This is a genomic window from Clostridium gasigenes (assembly GCF_017348895.1).
Lineage (GTDB): Bacteria > Bacillota > Clostridia > Clostridiales > Clostridiaceae > Clostridium > Clostridium gasigenes.
On the sequence record NZ_CP071376.1, the window covers coordinates 3,461,627 to 3,477,827 of the forward strand.

Below are 16,201 nucleotides of genomic sequence, written 5' to 3' on the forward strand. Positions count from 1 at the left end.
TTTTTAGTATTTATTTGATTGTGCCTTAAATTAAAAAAGACTCTTGTGATTACATTCACAAAAGTCTTTCTAACTATTAATTTAAATTTTCAAAGTATTGCTCTATAAAATTCATTGCTATTCCTATTGCAGAAGTTTCTGTTTCAAATTTACATGTCTTTAAATAAGTAGTATTGTTTTCAAATTTGTTATATTTTAATACTTTTCTATTTAATTCTGTAATATGTTTACTTAAATACCCTCCTACATAACCACCTAATACAATATCACAATCAAATGACATCCTAAGGTTCGTAACTGTAATTGCTAGATAATCTAAATATTTTTCCCAAACCTCTACTATTTTTTCATCTTTTAATTCTAGCTTTTTAAAAAATTCTTCTAGGCTATAATCTGTATATTTTGATAACACATTAGCTGAACAATATGTATCAACACATCCATTTTTTCCGCAGTAACATTTTTCTCCTTCTGGATTAATTATTATATGACCAAATTCTGCACTTCGATAATTATCTCCTAAATATATTTCATTACTAATATAGATAGATCCCCCAACTGTATTACTAAGAGATAAATAAATTGCGTTCCTATTTAAATAATTTAATTCAGCCATAGCTGCACTATTGGCATCATTTTCAAAACATACGTCATACTTAATCAATTCACTAATATTTTTCAGACTCACATTGCTCATATTTAGTATATGAGATTTAATTACCATTTTATTAGATTTATCAATGATACCAGGTAATGAAATACCTACTCCTAATATTTTGCTATCACTTACTTCAGATTCTCTAACAAATAATTCTAAGTTATTAGCTAAAAATTCATAATAATCACGTGTATTATTGAAAATTTTTCTTATTCTATTTTTAAAAATCATTTTACCTTTTAAATCAATCATTACATAGCTAATATGATTAACTGTTATATCAATTCCAACAGAATATTTCACTTTCTCTACAATAGATAGTGCCTTTGCTTTTCTTCCACCTGTAGATTGATATTCTCCAACCTCTTCAACTATTTCATCAGCAATTAATTCTTTTATATTCTGCAAAACCGTTGGCATACTAATTCCTAAAATACTAGCAATCTCGGGCTTAGATGTCTCACCTTTATGTAAAATGAATTTTGCTATTTTCACCTTATTAATTCTTTTTTTCTCATTATTACTTAGTTTATTCATATAAACTTCCTACTTTCATTAAATGTTTTATAAAAGAATCTTATAACAAATTTATGAAATTTACAACACAAAAGCTTTATTATTTTACCAGGTGGTCTTGTATCGTTTATAATTAAACGAATTTTACTGTATATTAAAAAATAAATCAAGTTTTATATCTATAGTATATTCTGCCCAACTTCCCCCATATCCTCAAGTTAGATCTTATCCTATTTTATAAATTTCTTTCACTTTCTCAGGCAATTTGTCTATTTCAACTTCTTCGTAACTTTTTGTCTTTTTACTTGATACGCGTACCATTAAATATTTATCTAACTTTAATACTTTTGATGTTGTAAAAGTTATTAATTTTACATTTTCACTGTCATCAATATTACTAAACTAATTCCTATTATTTATTCTAACAACATGATATTTAAAATTATTAAAATATCATATTCATTTAGCTTACATCTACCTTTCATTTTTGTAAGAATAGGTAATCTCTAGTTAAGCCATCTATATTATGTTAAATTAAGTCAAAACGATTCAACGTCTTATTAACCTTTGTATCTTTTAGCTCCACTCTACCATTTAACTTGTATTCTTAAAGGAAAAAAGTCTTGATATATATACTCTTCTAGATTCTTTTTTAAATTATGTTATTATATAAGTATACAAATAATTTACTACTAGGAGGATACTATGAGAGTTGGAATAATAGGAATAGGTAACATTTGTAAAAAAGCATATCTGCCAATTATAACTGATATAGAAGATTTAGAACTAGTTTTATGTACTCGTAATGAGAATACTAGGAAAGAAATTAGTAAGAAATATAGAATTAAAGAAGCTGTATCTACAGTAGATGAGCTAATCAAAAAAAACATTGATTGTGCCTTTGTTCATAGTTCAACAAAAACACACTTCTCCCTTTGCAAAACCCTTTTAGAAAACGGAATTCACGTCTATGTAGACAAACCTCTAAGCTATAATTTAGATGAGAGCCTTGAATTGCTTTCCATTGCAAAGAAAAATAATAGAATTTTAAAAGTTGGGTTCAATAGACGAAATGCACCAATGATTCATGACCTAAAGAATATGGGTCATGCAGATATTATCATTATGCAAAAAAATAGAGTCTCAGCTTCACTAAATCCAAGGGTATTTCTATATGATGATTTTATTCATGTTTTGGATACTGTAAGATTTTTAATGGGCAATGATTATAAAAATATAAGAGTAGACGCACTAAAGGATGACAAAAAGCTAAAGAATATTGTGGTTACACTTTCTAATTCTACTACCACTGCTATTGCCATTATGAATAGAGATAATGGAACTAATGAAGAAAATATAGAAATAATGGTTTCTGGCAAAAAAGCTGTAGTTAAAAGTCTTACTCAAACTACCTTTTATGAAAACAATCTTACTACAGTTAAAGACTTTGGTGATTGGGAAAACACTCTTTATAAAAGAGGATTCACTTCTATAATTGAAAGCTTTATAGAGGAAGTAGCTTCTGGAACTATTTCATATGACTCATTAGAAGATGCTATTAAGAGTCATAAATTATGTGAGGAAATATTAGAGTTGTTATAGAAATCCCCTTTCACTGGGGTGCTTACGGCTCCCAGCAGTTTCCAGAGAGACAATGGAATTTATGCATTTTATCTCAGATACTGAAATATTAGAAAAAATCACAGTAAAAACAATAACTTCGAATGAGTTACTGTTTTTACTGTAACTGCTATATAAATAATAGCTTAAAAATCTTGTAAAAGCCATTAGATCTAATATTTTTCTATACAAAGACTGTTTCTTATTTATCATTATGCCCCAATTAATTCTCTTACAAAATCTGTTTTAGGATTTTCCATTATTTCATTTGGAGCTCCAACTTGTATTATCTGTCCCTTATCCATTACAAGTACTCTAGTTCCAAGTTTTAACGCTTCTTTAATATCATGAGTAATAAATACAATTGTAACATTAAGTTCCTTATAAATACGTAGTATTTCTTCTTGTAATAGCTTTCTTGTTATTTCATCAACTGCCCCAAAAGGTTCATCCATAAGCAATATATCTGGAGTGGAAGCTAACGCTCTTGCAAGCCCAACTCTTTGACGCTGGCCACCTGATAGTTCACTTGGATAACGATCTAGCATATCTTCACTTAAACCAACAACTTTTATTAGCTTTAAAGCCTTAGCCGCTATTTTACTTTTATCATCCTTCTTTGTTAAATTAGGTACATAAGATATATTTTTTCTTATATTCATATGTGGAAATAATCCAACCCCTTGAATAACATACCCAATTTTTCTCCTTAATTGAATTTGATTCACCACTGATATATCTTCTCCATTTACATGAACTTTGCCACTATCGGGTGTAAGTAATCCATTAATAAGTTTTAGTACAGTTGTCTTACCGCAACCTGAACTACCTATTATAGTTAAAAACTCACCTTTATTTATATTTAAGTTAAATTCATTTAATATTAGATTATTACCATATCCCTTAGAAACACCTTCTAGTTTTATAACCCCTTGCTTTTCCATCTATATTTCTCCCTCTGATATTATTATTTTAATAATCCCTTACTTACTAGAAATTCTTTTGCAACTACTTTTTCATCAATCCCATCAGCTTCTACTTTATTATTTAACTTAGCCATTTCTTTGTCAGTTAAAATATTTTCCATTTTCATTAAAATTGATTCTAGTTCTGGGTATTTTTTAAGAACCTCTTCACTGACAACTGTTCCACAATAATATGTTTGGTAGAAGTTTTTATCATCTTTAAGAACTACAATATCAGAAGTTGCAAGTTGTCCATCTGTTGTAAATATATTCATTACATCTATTTCCTTAGAATTTATAGCTTTATACTTAAGTCCAATATCCATATCTGATGATTTTTTAAACTTTAATCCATATTTAGCACATAATCCATTAAATCCATCTTCCCTTTCATAAAAATCATATTCAGCTCCAAATGTAAGCTCAGAGGAGTATGCTGCAAGATCAGAATAAGTCTTTATATTGTACTTTTCTGCAAGATCCTTTCTTATTACTAATCCATAAGTATTATTAAATCCATATAATCCAACCCACTTTAAATTGTACTTACTTTCATATTTTTCTCTAAGACCTTTATATAACGTTTCATCATCCGGAATTCCCTCTTCTTTTAGCACAAAACTCCAACCAGTGCCTGTATATTCTGGGTAAAGGTCAAAATCACCTTTTACAATAGCTGGATGAATATTACTTGTTCCACCCCCCACTCCCTTAGTTATTTCAACATTTATGTTAGTATTTTCCTCAATAAGTAATGACAACATTTCTCCTAAAATAAATTGTTCAGTCATTGGCTTAGTGGCTATTTTAATAGTTTCTTTTTTCTTTGAACATCCTACAAAAGAAATTATCAAAGTAAATAATATAAGTATTGAAATTTTTTTATAATTTTTCATTGTATTAACCTCCATTTCCTCTTAATTATTTTTTCTACACTTCCAATAATAAAATCAGCTGCTAATGCTAGTAACGCTATTAATAAACTTCCTGCAATTGTCATAATTGAATTATTAGTAGTTATTCCTCTATAAATAGCAACCCCTAGCCCACCTGCTCCAATAAAAGAAGCAATGCCTGCAAGTGCAATTGTCATAACTACCATATTTCTAAGTCCTGACAAGATCACTGTAGTAGCTAGAGGAAGTTTAATTTTATATAATATTTCAAAAGATGTACTTCCCATTCCTTTAGCAGCTTCAATTATTGAAGAATCAATATTTTCTATCCCTGTATATGTATTTCTAACCATTGGTAAAAGTGCATAAATTGTAAGTGTTATTACTGCTGTTGTATTTCCAATCCCTGAAAAAGGAATTAAAAATCCAAGAAGCGATATTGATGGAATTGTATAAATAAAATTTGTTATACCAAGAATAAAGGTAGATGTCTTTTTAAATTCACTAATTAAAACTCCCAAAACTAACCCAATTATTGCTGCTATTAATATAGAAAATCCTGCAATTTTTAAATGTTCAATTATTAGTTTTAAGAAAAAATCCCACCTATCAATATACAACTGAAATACTTCTTTAATCATTTAAACCTCCAATTTTCTTGATTATATATTACCTTTTATATTAATTATCACTACGATTAATCTTAATAAATCCTTCCTTACTATATTATTCTTTAAAAAAGAAAAAAATTCCCTAAAATTACTTTTAGAGAATCTATATCCTATTCTTCTATAATATTAATCAGTACCTTAGGAAGCTTCAAAAAATAACTAGTAATATTCTTTCCACTACCTTATTCTATATAAGATTTTTTACATAATAACAAATAAATAATTGAGACTAAAATTGAAACTATTAATAATCCAATAAATAGCCATTCCTTATTTAAATGGTATATATATGCTGAAACTATAGGCCCAAGTGCATATCCAGATGCTTCAGCAGCTCCTACAAATCCAAATACAATTCCTTTTATATTATCATTTTCTCCAAACTCCAAAAGCAAACTTTGAAGTGATGCATTTAAGAAAGTAGCTCCTAAGAAATACACTACAATAATTATTGTAAATATTATTATTCCTCTTACAAAGGATAATCCCAGTAATGCTAAATTCATAACAATAAATGAAATAAATAATTGCTTTTTATTTCCTATCTTATCACTTACCCATCCACCTAAAGGGGCAAAAAGACCAAATACAAATAAATACACAGCTATTATTGCAGAAGTGTACCAAGCTGTTCCTCCTAATACCTCTTGTCCGTAAAAGGGAAAAATTGATACTATGCAACCATATATAAAATCTCCAAGTAATGCAATAGCTCCTAACATAATAATCTTACATCCAAGTTTATATTTTTTTATATCTGCAATTATTACTTTCATTTTACTTTTATCTTTATTCTTAAGCTTTATATTTTTATTTTTTTTAGTCTTAACATCAACTTTCTTTATCTTTAAAGTTACAAATATTAAAGTTAACAAAATTCCAACTGATGATATGTAAAATACCATATTATAATTATTAAATTTTGCTACAATAAAGCCACCTATCGCTGCCCCTATTCCACCACCAAGGGTAAAAACTGCTGAGGCAAACCCTGTACATTCGCCTCTTTTTTTCTCATCTAATGATCTTGATAAAATTGAAAATGTAGCAGGCGCTGCCATTCCAAGTATGGCTCCTTGCATGATATATATACCACTTGCCAATATTTTACCACTTGCAAAAGTATATGCAAAAGGTACAAAAACCATTAAAGCTAAAGCTATTATTAACATTAACTTATCTCCTATTGCATCAGCTACCAAACCAAAAGGCATTTGACACAAGGCTTTACTTACTCCATATAAAGACATTACTATACCTATATTCATAGTGCTAAGTCCTATAGAATTAAAGAACAGAGGAATTATAGGTATGATAAAACTATAACTAATACCAAAAGAAAAACGTGAAATACAAAAATGTAATAGTTCTTTTTTCTTAAATAAAACACTATTTTTAATATTCATAGTTAACTCCTATAATATTGAACTCTTACTTCATTTTAGTATTTTACTATTCTTAGTCTTTTTATACTAAGAATTTATTATATACGAGCTTTTTTATGGAGAAACAAATAAATAACTGAAACTAAAATTGAAACTACTAATAAACCTAGAAATAACCATGATTTATTTATCCTGTATATATACGCTGAAATCATTGGTCCAAGTGCATATCCCAAGGATTCAGATGCACCAACAAACCCAAATACGATACCTTTAATTTTATGGTTATCACCAAATTCTGAAAGTGAACTTTGTAGTGATGCATTTAGGAAAGTAGCTCCTAAAAAATATATAATTATTATAATTGTAAAATAAGCTATATTTCTTGTAAAAGCTAATCCTAGTAATGTAATATTCATAACACCAAAAGAAATAAATAATTGTTTTTTATTCCCTATTTTATCACTTACAAAGCCAGCAACAGGTGCTCCTAATCCAAAAATCATCAAATAAATTGATATCATTGCAGATGTATATACTGTAGATGTACCTAAAACATCTTTTCCATAAAAATGAAAAAGTGCTACAACACATCCATATATAAAATCACCCAAAAATGCAATAGTACCTAATACTATAATCTTATATTTAAGGTTATATTTTTTTATTTCCTCAAATATTTCTTTCCGTCTACTTTTATTTCTGCGACTATTAAATTTTTCTTTAACATAAATTAAGTTTGATTTTCTTATTTGTAAAGTAACATATATTAATGTAATAAATATTCCAATTGAAGATATGTAAAATACCATATTATAGTTTCCAAGTTTTGCTACAATTAATCCACTAATAGCCGCTCCAATGCCACCACCAATTGTAAAAACTGCCGATGCTAGCCCTGTACTTTGTCCTCTCTTTTCTCCATCTAAGGATCTTGATAAAATTGAAAAAGTTGCTGGAGCCGCCATCCCAAGAATTGCCCCCTGTAATATGCATATACTACTAATTAATAAACTATTACTTGCTAAAGTGTAGGCAAAAGGAACAAAACTCATTAATAATAATGCTATCATTATAGTTAATTTATCTCCTATAGTATCCGATACAATACCAAAAGGTATTTGAATTAAAGTTTTACTTACCCCATATAAAGACATTATTGTCCCGATCATTACAGTAGTAATTCCCATAGAATCAAAGAAAAGCGGTATTATAGGAATCATAAGACTATAACTTATTCCAAAAATAAATCTATAAATACAAAATTGGCGTAACTCTCCCTCTCCAAATAATACATTATCTTTAACAATCATCTTTATCTCCTATAATATTAATAGAATAACTTTTCATAAAATCATTATTCATTTTAGTCTATTCTAAGAAATTTCATATTATTTATTTTATATTTATACTTATCCTAAAGCTCTTTCAAATACTAATTTTATTATCTAAAATAAACCCAACTACTAAATTAAATTGAGGTACATAATCAATCTCTTCAATTTTTATGTCAATTACATCATAAAAAAGGATATCTATTAATGATATTATCATCATTAATAGATATCCTAATTCTTTATAAAAAATATCTCTAAGTAATAAAGATATTTTTTTATAATTTACACTCTCTAAACTATAAATAATCATTGCACCTAGAAATCATCTTCGACTCTCAGGTGTTGCCAAAGTAAATGATCGTCCCTGAACTGAGGTTTCTATCTGTTACTTTCAACTACTTCCTTATATGCATTTGTATCTGTGTACATTTCATCTTTTAATACATTGAATTTATTTTTACGTATTTTACTAAATTGGTAAACTACTAATGCAATGTTAGCTATTAAAGATATTAAACTCGCACTAAAGAAAGCTACTTTGTTGTGAGTAGTAGCTACTGGAGCTATCTTATCTGCAAATTGTGGTATAGTCATTACAAACATAATCCATAATGCTAGTGTTTGTGCACGATGTTGTAACCATGCTCCTCTTTTTATAAAGAAAGCAGGGATTGTACATGATAGTAATAATACTAGTCCACAATAGAATGAATGGTCTGCTATACAATTATATGTATATGCAAAATTCCATAAATCATAAGCTATAATCCAAGGCCAAATCATATCAGGCCAAATCATATCTTTTGTTTCATTTTTAGAAATAAATATGCCTGCCCAACCACAAATTGCTATAATATTAAGCAATCCTGCTATACCATTCATAATATTCCAAGGTCCTGACATTACCCAAAGGTTGTCTACACTTGCGCCATTCCATGCCCCATATGAAAAACATTGAAAATCACGAATAGCTGCTTCTAAAATATTAACCGCTAATATAATTGCGGGTACGCATATTGCCCATTTCTTTTTAGCAAGTTTTGGAAGGTAACGAAGCCCCATAAACCAAATACACCCTGCTAATGCTGAATAAGTTTTTACCCAGTTAAACCAAGTTCCTGTACCATATTCATTTCCAGGCGCTGCAGTTGTTGGCCAAACAAATATAGTTAGTAGTATAGGTAACACTATAAATAGTACTATACCTCCCCACTTTGTTGAACGACCAAATTCATTGAAAGCCATTAAAGAAAATAAAACAAATAAACAAATGGCCCAACCATTAAATCCAATTGACTCATAGAAAATACCCATAATATATAATTCCTCCTTATAAATAAATTTTGTTATAATTCCATAAACATAACTCATTATTATTATTATTCTTATTTTTTTGAATTAATGTTTTATTTTATAATTATAGTCCCTTTATTTTTTTTATGTCAAACCTCTATATAACCGACTAGTCAGTATAATGTTCGTCTTTTTGTTAACTTACTTTGTTTTTCTCCATCTTGCTCCCATTATTGTAAATATCGACTTCATAAAACATAAAATGACATTATGCCTTTATATACCACACCTATTTATTTATAATAAAAGACTGAAATAAAGTTTTTGCTTTATCCCAGTCTATAATTACTCAAAGGTTTTTTCAACATTCCTTGCACATAAAAATCATCTCATCCTCCGAGTCTTTAATCTTTAATCTTTAATCTTTAATCTTTAATCTTTAATCTTTAATCTTTAATCTTTAATCTTTAATCTTTAATCTTTAACTTTTTTTCATTTTAGTATTTCAGCTATCTGCTCATCGGTTAAATCAATATGATAAAATCTACTACAAAAATCTTTTACTTCTTTATTAATATCAATTTCATACTTATCTGGATATAATAAATTACCAAGCCACTGAACACCAATAATACGGTTAATAGATGGAGGGCTACCCATAAAGCTATAAGGTTTATTTGGAATTTTATACACCTGCCTATTTTTAACGGCCTCTAAATCTTGCCATAATGGTTCTGAAATAATTTTATTATAAAGATCATCAGTATCTACAATAATTACATCTGGTTGCCATAATGAAAGTTGCTCAAATGATATTTGTGTGCCCCCTCCTGATGAAGCAATTTCAACTTGTGCTACGTTTTTTCCACCAGCTACTTCAATTGCCTGAGCCTGAAATGACCCTGATGCATTAGTATTAAGTCCTTCTTTACCTAATGCAAAATAAACAGATTTTTTTTCGTTATCCTTTAAATTTTCACTAATATCATTAGCGTTATCAATGACACTTTTGCAATATTTAGCATATTCTTCTCCTTGTTTTTCTTCTCCTATTAATTTACCCAGCATATTATAAGTTTTATCCATATTAGCTAAATTAGCCTCTACGAATATAACTGGAATCCCTAATTGTTCCTGTAATTTATCCATATCTTCAGCTACGTTTTTTTTAGCTTCTCCAATGTCTACAATAATATCTGGCGCTGATTTTAGTAGTGCTTCCATATTTAAATTTGCATTTTTTCCATAGAACTGTCCAAATTTGGGTAAATTCCAATACTTCTCATCAAAATATTTCTTCGAATCTTCTGAGAAATCAGTAGCAAGACCTCCTAATTTATCTGGACAAGCAGTGTATAGTACAATTTGAGCTAGAGGCCCAGATGGTGCTATAGCTTTTATATCCGTTGGAATAGTTACTTCTCTCCCAGATGAATCAGTAAATATTCTTGTTTCTTTTACTATGGCCGTCGTTTCTGTAGATTTCCCTTTATTATCACAGCCAAAAAAGCTTGTGGTAATTATGATTGCAAGAAAAGCCAGAGTTATTTTTGATTTTTTCATAGTTGCCCTCCTAATATTTTTTCTATTCTAATTTCCTTTCCACATTCTACTAGTGGTGAATACTTACATTCCTTAATAATCTCACTACACTTTAAAGTATCTGTAATCACTGCTCCGCTTAATTCAGTTACTCCATATTTAAACAAAATTGGTGTCATAGGTGTAGTTGGTCCAACTAAAATAACTTTTGCATTACTAGATAGTTCTAATAATCTTGGTAATGTTTTATTTATAATAGTTGAACCTGTTATAAATACATAATCCATAAAGGGCAGAATATATTCGCAAGCACTTTCTGGATAATCCCCCTGTTGTGGATTTTTCTCTATAACATAAAGTTCTTTAACCTTATCAGTAAAATTACTAATATTTCTAAAGTGTCCTATAATAGCTACTTTTTTATCTTTCACTTTATTTTCATAGGCTACAAATGTATCTTTGTTATCTAAGAATCTAAGTTCCCTATTTTCATTAATTAGATTTTCAATTTTTTTATTATCATTATAATAAAGATTTAATGCTGCAGCTCCCATACTTGCTTCAGATAAATTCCATGATTTTATCGCTGCTGCAACTTCCTTTAGTGATTTACCTATAGGACTCTCTTTAATAATAGGTGGAATACTAGTGCCAGAGGTATTCATAGCAACTCCAATTCTATCTCCAGACCTTACCATTACAAAGCGTGGACCATAAGTTACCTCATCTACAGTTATATTTATTGGTACTTCTTTAATTAGTTCATTATATAATTGCCACATATTCAATCCCTTCTTTTGGAATACAGATTTTATATTTACTATTTTCTACATTTAATAAAGATATAGATATTCCATATATTTTTTCTAATAATTTCTCTGTTATAGTCTCTTCTGTCTTTCCATAAGCTACTATTGCACCATCAACTATAGCTAATACTTTATCCGCAAAAAGCAATGCATGATCTGGATTATGAGTTGATTGGATAATTAGATACCCTTTACTGGAAAGCTCCTTTACTTTTTTCATTACTTGTATCTGATTTCCATAATCTAGATTAGCGCAAGGTTCATCCATAATTAAAATTTTAGCCTGTTGTGAAATTGCTCTGGCAATTAATACAAGTTGCTGCTCTCCACCACTTAACTTAGAATAATTTCTATTAATAAGATGTTCTATATTTAATGATTTCAACGCTTCTAACACAATTTTTTTCTCCTTATGGCCTGGACACCCAAACCTCCCCAACCTAGATGTTGTACCCATTAACACCATATCCATTACCGAAAAATTAAAAGTAGAATTATGACTTTGTGGAATATATGCAACCTTTGAAGCAAGTTCCTGCTCACACATGGTTTTAATATCCTTTCCATCTACTTCAATGCTCCCCTTATATCCAGATAAAAGACCTAATACACATTTAAATAAAGTACTTTTACCCACACCATTTTTACCTAATATACAAACAAGATTTCCGTCTGATACCTTAAAATTAATATTTTTCAATACTTGAGAATAATGATACCCAAAGGATAAATTCTTTATTATTAATTCCATTCTATTATCACTCTCCCAATTTTTTTATAATTTATTACCATCTTTTAAAATTAAAAACATAAAAAATGGTGCTCCTACAAAAGCTGTTAAAATCCCAATTGGAATTTCACTAGTAGTTATTAGCCTTGCAAAATTGTCAACAATTAGCATATAGCTTCCTCCAAGGAATAAAGAAGCTGGTACAAGTTTTCTATAATCACTTCCTACTATCATTCGAGCTAAATGAGGAATTACGAGGCCTACCCACCCAATCATCCCACTTACAGAAACAGCTGCTGAAGTAATTAATGTAGCGCTAACCATAATAATTAACCTTACTCTTTTAGTGTTAACCCCCATAGAACGCGCTTCTTCATCTCCTAGTGTCAATAAGTTTATTTTCCACCTTAGCAAAAAGATAGGTATAATTCCAACTACTATTAATGGACCTGCAAAAGCTACATCATTCATTCGTATAGATGCTAGGCTTCCCATTAGCCAATAAGTAATAGCTGGGAGAATATTAGTTGGATCTGCTACAATCTTTAAAAAAGATATACCTGCAGTAAATAGTGAACTAACCATCATTCCAGTTAATACTAATGCCAAAGTAGGATTATTTTTTATCTTTTTACTTGCTAAATAAACTAATAATACAGCAATGATACCAAATAAAAATGCACTTATAGATACTCCTTTATATCCTAAAGAAAGAAACAAACCTAAGGCTGCTCCAAACCCAGCACCTGATGATGCTCCAAGAACATCTGGTGATACCATTGGGTTTTTAAATATACCTTGATAAGCTGCTCCTGCACATGATAATCCTGCCCCTATTAAAGCTCCCATTATTACTCTTGGGAGACGTATCCCAAATATAACATTCTCTATTTGTGTAGGCCAGTCCACTGTAATAGGTAGAATCTTTGAAATTAATACTTTAATCAAAAGCCATGGTTCAATAAAAAATCTTCCTAAGAGCACCGATACAAATAAAGATAATAGAAATAAAATAAATAATGTAACCAACCTTATTTTCACTTTTTTATTAGTAATCATATTAACACCTCTTTTTTCTTTGAAAAGAAGCTTTTATAAATTCCTGCATTTTTTCTATTCCTTCGCTTTTTTTCTCTATAGAATAGTCGAATATTTCTCCATTAAATTTATTTACCATATCAAAATCCAATTGATCTCTTAAATTATCAATATCGCTATTTGAGCCTATTTCTTTTCCCATTGCCTTATAATTCCTTTGAGATTTTAGAATTCCAATACATGATCTATTACTATCTAGCAACTCATATACTGCAGCCTTAAATTCTGGTACATATATTTCCATTCCGCCAATTTCATCCATAATAATTAATGTTTTATCCTTAGACTTTTTTAAAAGTTCTACTCCATACGTGCGGAAAACGTCTTCATTTTTAATCCAGCCATTAGCAGTTTTTTCTAAAAAAATATTAGGCAATGTAGAGTTATATCTATATGATGTACTACTTGCCTCTTCAATTGATATTAACCTAAACCCCATAGTTACTCCTTCTTTATCCAATAACCTTTGACTTAAAAATCCCCCACAATCTTTCTTATAGTCCCTAATACAGTCTAACAATAATGTTGATTTACCAATTTGCGAATAGCCTTTAATAAATAAATGTCTACTCATAATCATCCTCTTTTAGCTTTTCTTATAGCTCTTGTTTCTATTAATTCTCCTGCAATACTAATAGCAATCTCTCCTGGAGTTTCTGCCTTAATATCAGTTCCTATAGGAGTTCTAAATCTTTTAATATCTTCATGGCAAAATCCATTTTCTAATATTTTTTTAGAAAGAGCTTTTATCTTTGTCTTACTTCCCATAACTCCAATGTAGCAAGCCTCTGTTCTTAATGCTTCCATTTGAATTACTAAATCATGTTGATGACCGCGAGTCATAATTGCAATATAATCACTTTGTTTTATCTTTGTATTTATAAAGAAATCTTTATAATCACAAGCAATGGTGTCATAAGCCTTGGGAAAAAGTTTAGAATTTGCAAACTCTTCTCTATCATCAATAACAACACAACGAAACCCAATATGGCTAATAACTGGCACTAACTCCTGGGCTACATGTCCACCTCCGAAAATATATACAATACCCGAATTTACAATTTGCTCACTATAATAACGTTTACTACTAACATTAACTTGAACTGCCTTTGACCCTAATAAATCCGACATATCTTCTATTTCAATACCTTTTAAACCAGTATTTTCACTATAAATACCCATTCCCCAAGCAGTTTCATCAGTAATATCTGTAATTAGCCAAGTATCTTTACCTTCATTAAATTGTTTTTCAACTATCTCACATAAATTTATCATATCTTTATTTTTTCCTTTTATGTATTGGAAATACACTACTACATTTCCACCACAAATCATACCCAAATCAGCTACCTGGTTTGGTACTAAATTAAAACCTTTTATAAAAGATTCTTTTTCATTTAAAACCTCAGCAGCTAATTGTTGCGCCTTATATTCTACTGCTCCACCACCTATTGTTCCATAAGTATATCCATTTTTCTTTACAATCATTCTAGCACCAGCACCTCTTGGAGTAGACCCTGAACCTGCTATAACTGTAACTAACACTACATCCTCATCTTTAATTAAGGACTCAGCCATAATTTCAAATAACTTTTTCATTATAATTCCTCCAACCCATCAAAATATTCTGTAAATAACTCCTCTGCTTTCTCTTTTAATTTTGATTCCATTTCAAAATAGCGCCTTAAAATATCTTCACCAGTATCTGATAAACATGATGACCCTCCATTAGCTCCTCCACTTTGCCTAAGTAAAAGCGCTACTCCGAGCTCTTTCTCTGCTACATTTAACATTTTCAAACCCTTACTATATGACATGTTCATCTGCTTACATGATGTTTGCATAGAACCATTATTCTTAACTAATGATAAAAACTGAGCAATTCCTGGTCCAAAAAAAATTTCATCTTTTGCAATTCTAAGCTGAAGTAAATATCTAAGTGAACTCTTCTCATTAAAAGCCTTTTCCTTAATTTTCTCGTAATTTTCTTTGGAATCAGCAGCCATTATCACACTCTCATCCTCTACGTTAACTAGTTCTACATTTTCTATTAAAGTACTAATTGCTCCACTTAATCCATGTTCACCTTTATATTTAAGAATTTCATTAATAAACCTAGTCTCAAATATAACTGGATGTCCTTTTTCACCTTCATAAACAGGATATGCAGCTGAAGCTTTACTTTGTAGTAGCTTCGAAATGGTATTTGTAGAAAAAAGAGGGATCTTCCCTGGCATAACTAGTATTTTATCACAAAGATTTTTCATATAATTAATACCCATACTTACAGCCTCAAACATTTCCATATCCTCATAATTATCTATTCTAAGAAATATTACCCCCCTTTTTGCTATATGTTTTTCAAGTTCATCTGCCCTTTTACCAGTAACAACTACTATTGGTTCTACCTTTGCCTGTTGCAAGGTTGTAATTGTACTCTTTATAATAGATGTGTTACCAATTGTAAGTAGGGGTCCTAACTCTTTCATATCCTTTGAACTTTTCCATGCAATAATAAGAGCTCCTATTTTCACTAGACCACCTCCATTCGTTATGTTTTTCAAAATATAACGGTTTATACGATTATAACATTAATAGCTTTTATTGTAAATATATTGATTAAATAGTTTTATAAACCATTTTGTATAATAGCTTTTCTGATAGATACTGGAATCATTTAG

The 16,201-nt window shown here is 29.4% G+C and carries 16 protein-coding genes; 1 reads left to right on the top strand and 15 read right to left on the bottom strand.

Annotated features, from left to right (window positions below):
• Positions 1-76: 76 nt before the first annotated feature.
• A complete protein-coding gene (locus J1C67_RS16205; protein WP_167865215.1) occupies positions 77-1,195 on the bottom strand; it encodes an ROK family transcriptional regulator in 1,119 nt (372 codons plus the stop codon).
• 684 nt (positions 1,196-1,879) lie between these two features.
• On the opposite strand from J1C67_RS16205, the gene J1C67_RS16210 reads away from it, so the two are divergent.
• Positions 1,880-2,776 carry a Gfo/Idh/MocA family protein gene (locus J1C67_RS16210; protein WP_167865216.1) on the top strand — a complete coding sequence of 299 codons (897 nt, stop codon included), beginning with the start codon at positions 1,880-1,882 and terminating at the stop codon, positions 2,774-2,776.
• A gap of 230 nt (positions 2,777-3,006) precedes the next feature.
• Here J1C67_RS16210 and J1C67_RS16215 read toward each other — a convergent pair whose 3' ends face one another.
• The 14 genes from J1C67_RS16215 to J1C67_RS16280 form a co-directional block, all read right to left on the bottom strand.
• Positions 3,007-3,738: an ATP-binding cassette domain-containing protein gene (locus J1C67_RS16215; RefSeq protein ID WP_167865217.1), complete on the bottom strand. Its 732-nt coding sequence runs from the start codon at positions 3,736-3,738 to the stop codon at positions 3,007-3,009.
• A 23-nt stretch (positions 3,739-3,761) separates the two neighbouring features.
• Complete coding sequence (locus tag J1C67_RS16220; RefSeq protein ID WP_167865218.1) at positions 3,762-4,655, bottom strand: glycine betaine ABC transporter substrate-binding protein; 894 nt, start codon at positions 4,653-4,655, stop codon at positions 3,762-3,764.
• Positions 4,652-5,296, bottom strand: a complete 645-nt coding sequence (locus J1C67_RS16225; RefSeq protein WP_167865219.1) for an ABC transporter permease — start codon at positions 5,294-5,296, stop codon at positions 4,652-4,654. Before J1C67_RS16225 ends, J1C67_RS16220 begins: the two co-directional genes overlap by 4 nt.
• 212 nt (positions 5,297-5,508) lie before the next feature.
• The gene (locus J1C67_RS16230) at positions 5,509-6,732 is read right to left on the bottom strand and encodes an MFS transporter (RefSeq protein WP_167865220.1); all 1,224 of its coding nucleotides are present in this window, start codon (positions 6,730-6,732) and stop codon (positions 5,509-5,511) included.
• A 77-nt stretch (positions 6,733-6,809) separates the two neighbouring features.
• Entirely contained in the window at positions 6,810-8,024 is a 1,215-nt protein-coding gene (locus tag J1C67_RS16235; RefSeq protein WP_167865221.1) for an MFS transporter, read from the bottom strand.
• Positions 8,025-8,139: 115 nt separating this feature from the next.
• Positions 8,140-8,358, bottom strand: coding sequence for a hypothetical protein (locus tag J1C67_RS16240; protein ID WP_167865222.1), 219 nt, complete (start codon positions 8,356-8,358; stop codon positions 8,140-8,142).
• Between the two features lie 68 nt (positions 8,359-8,426).
• Positions 8,427-9,362 carry a DUF5692 family protein gene (locus J1C67_RS16245; protein ID WP_167865223.1) on the bottom strand — a complete coding sequence of 312 codons (936 nt, stop codon included), beginning with the start codon at positions 9,360-9,362 and terminating at the stop codon, positions 8,427-8,429.
• A gap of 471 nt (positions 9,363-9,833) precedes the next feature.
• Positions 9,834-10,904 (bottom strand): ABC transporter substrate-binding protein, encoded by a 1,071-nt coding sequence (locus J1C67_RS16250; RefSeq protein ID WP_167865224.1) that lies wholly within the window; start codon positions 10,902-10,904, stop codon positions 9,834-9,836.
• On the bottom strand, positions 10,901-11,665 hold the full coding sequence (locus J1C67_RS16255) for a Rossmann-like domain-containing protein (protein WP_167865225.1): 765 nt from the start codon (positions 11,663-11,665) through the stop codon (positions 10,901-10,903). The genes J1C67_RS16250 and J1C67_RS16255 overlap by 4 nt, the downstream gene beginning before the upstream one ends.
• The gene (locus tag J1C67_RS16260; RefSeq protein WP_167865226.1) at positions 11,649-12,443 is read right to left on the bottom strand and encodes an ABC transporter ATP-binding protein; all 795 of its coding nucleotides are present in this window, start codon (positions 12,441-12,443) and stop codon (positions 11,649-11,651) included. The genes J1C67_RS16255 and J1C67_RS16260 overlap by 17 nt, the downstream gene beginning before the upstream one ends.
• A 24-nt stretch (positions 12,444-12,467) precedes the next feature.
• Positions 12,468-13,481, bottom strand: coding sequence for a FecCD family ABC transporter permease (locus J1C67_RS16265; protein ID WP_167865227.1), 1,014 nt, complete (start codon positions 13,479-13,481; stop codon positions 12,468-12,470).
• 1 nt (position 13,482) lies between these two features.
• Positions 13,483-14,094 (bottom strand): nucleoside-triphosphatase, encoded by a 612-nt coding sequence (locus tag J1C67_RS16270; RefSeq protein ID WP_167865228.1) that lies wholly within the window; start codon positions 14,092-14,094, stop codon positions 13,483-13,485.
• A gap of 2 nt (positions 14,095-14,096) precedes the next feature.
• Positions 14,097-15,119 carry an XdhC family protein gene (locus tag J1C67_RS16275; protein ID WP_167865229.1) on the bottom strand — a complete coding sequence of 341 codons (1,023 nt, stop codon included), beginning with the start codon at positions 15,117-15,119 and terminating at the stop codon, positions 14,097-14,099.
• Positions 15,119-16,054: an NTP transferase domain-containing protein gene (locus tag J1C67_RS16280; protein ID WP_167865230.1), complete on the bottom strand. Its 936-nt coding sequence runs from the start codon at positions 16,052-16,054 to the stop codon at positions 15,119-15,121. Before J1C67_RS16280 ends, J1C67_RS16275 begins: the two co-directional genes overlap by 1 nt.
• Positions 16,055-16,201: the final 147 nt, after the last annotated feature.

Excerpts from the sequence above, each read along its gene's own strand:
- J1C67_RS16275 (WP_167865229.1), bottom strand. The coding sequence starts at position 15,119 with ATGAAAAAGTTATTTGAAATTATGGCTGAGTCCTTAATTAAAGATGAG.
- J1C67_RS16225 (WP_167865219.1), bottom strand. The coding sequence starts at position 5,296 with ATGATTAAAGAAGTATTTCAGTTGTATATTGATAGGTGGGATTTTTTC.
- J1C67_RS16235 (WP_167865221.1), bottom strand. The coding sequence starts at position 8,024 with ATGATTGTTAAAGATAATGTATTATTTGGAGAGGGAGAGTTACGCCAA.
- J1C67_RS16220 (WP_167865218.1), bottom strand. The coding sequence starts at position 4,655 with ATGAAAAATTATAAAAAAATTTCAATACTTATATTATTTACTTTGATA.
- J1C67_RS16210 (WP_167865216.1), top strand. The coding sequence starts at position 1,880 with ATGAGAGTTGGAATAATAGGAATAGGTAACATTTGTAAAAAAGCATAT.
- J1C67_RS16260 (WP_167865226.1), bottom strand. The coding sequence starts at position 12,443 with ATGGAATTAATAATAAAGAATTTATCCTTTGGGTATCATTATTCTCAA.
- J1C67_RS16245 (WP_167865223.1), bottom strand. The coding sequence starts at position 9,362 with ATGGGTATTTTCTATGAGTCAATTGGATTTAATGGTTGGGCCATTTGT.
- J1C67_RS16230 (WP_167865220.1), bottom strand. The coding sequence starts at position 6,732 with ATGAATATTAAAAATAGTGTTTTATTTAAGAAAAAAGAACTATTACAT.
- J1C67_RS16215 (WP_167865217.1), bottom strand. The coding sequence starts at position 3,738 with ATGGAAAAGCAAGGGGTTATAAAACTAGAAGGTGTTTCTAAGGGATAT.
- J1C67_RS16255 (WP_167865225.1), bottom strand. The coding sequence starts at position 11,665 with ATGTGGCAATTATATAATGAACTAATTAAAGAAGTACCAATAAATATA.
- J1C67_RS16240 (WP_167865222.1), bottom strand. The coding sequence starts at position 8,358 with ATGATTATTTATAGTTTAGAGAGTGTAAATTATAAAAAAATATCTTTA.
- J1C67_RS16250 (WP_167865224.1), bottom strand. The coding sequence starts at position 10,904 with ATGAAAAAATCAAAAATAACTCTGGCTTTTCTTGCAATCATAATTACC.
- J1C67_RS16270 (WP_167865228.1), bottom strand. The coding sequence starts at position 14,094 with ATGAGTAGACATTTATTTATTAAAGGCTATTCGCAAATTGGTAAATCA.
- J1C67_RS16265 (WP_167865227.1), bottom strand. The coding sequence starts at position 13,481 with ATGATTACTAATAAAAAAGTGAAAATAAGGTTGGTTACATTATTTATT.
- J1C67_RS16205 (WP_167865215.1), bottom strand. The coding sequence starts at position 1,195 with ATGAATAAACTAAGTAATAATGAGAAAAAAAGAATTAATAAGGTGAAA.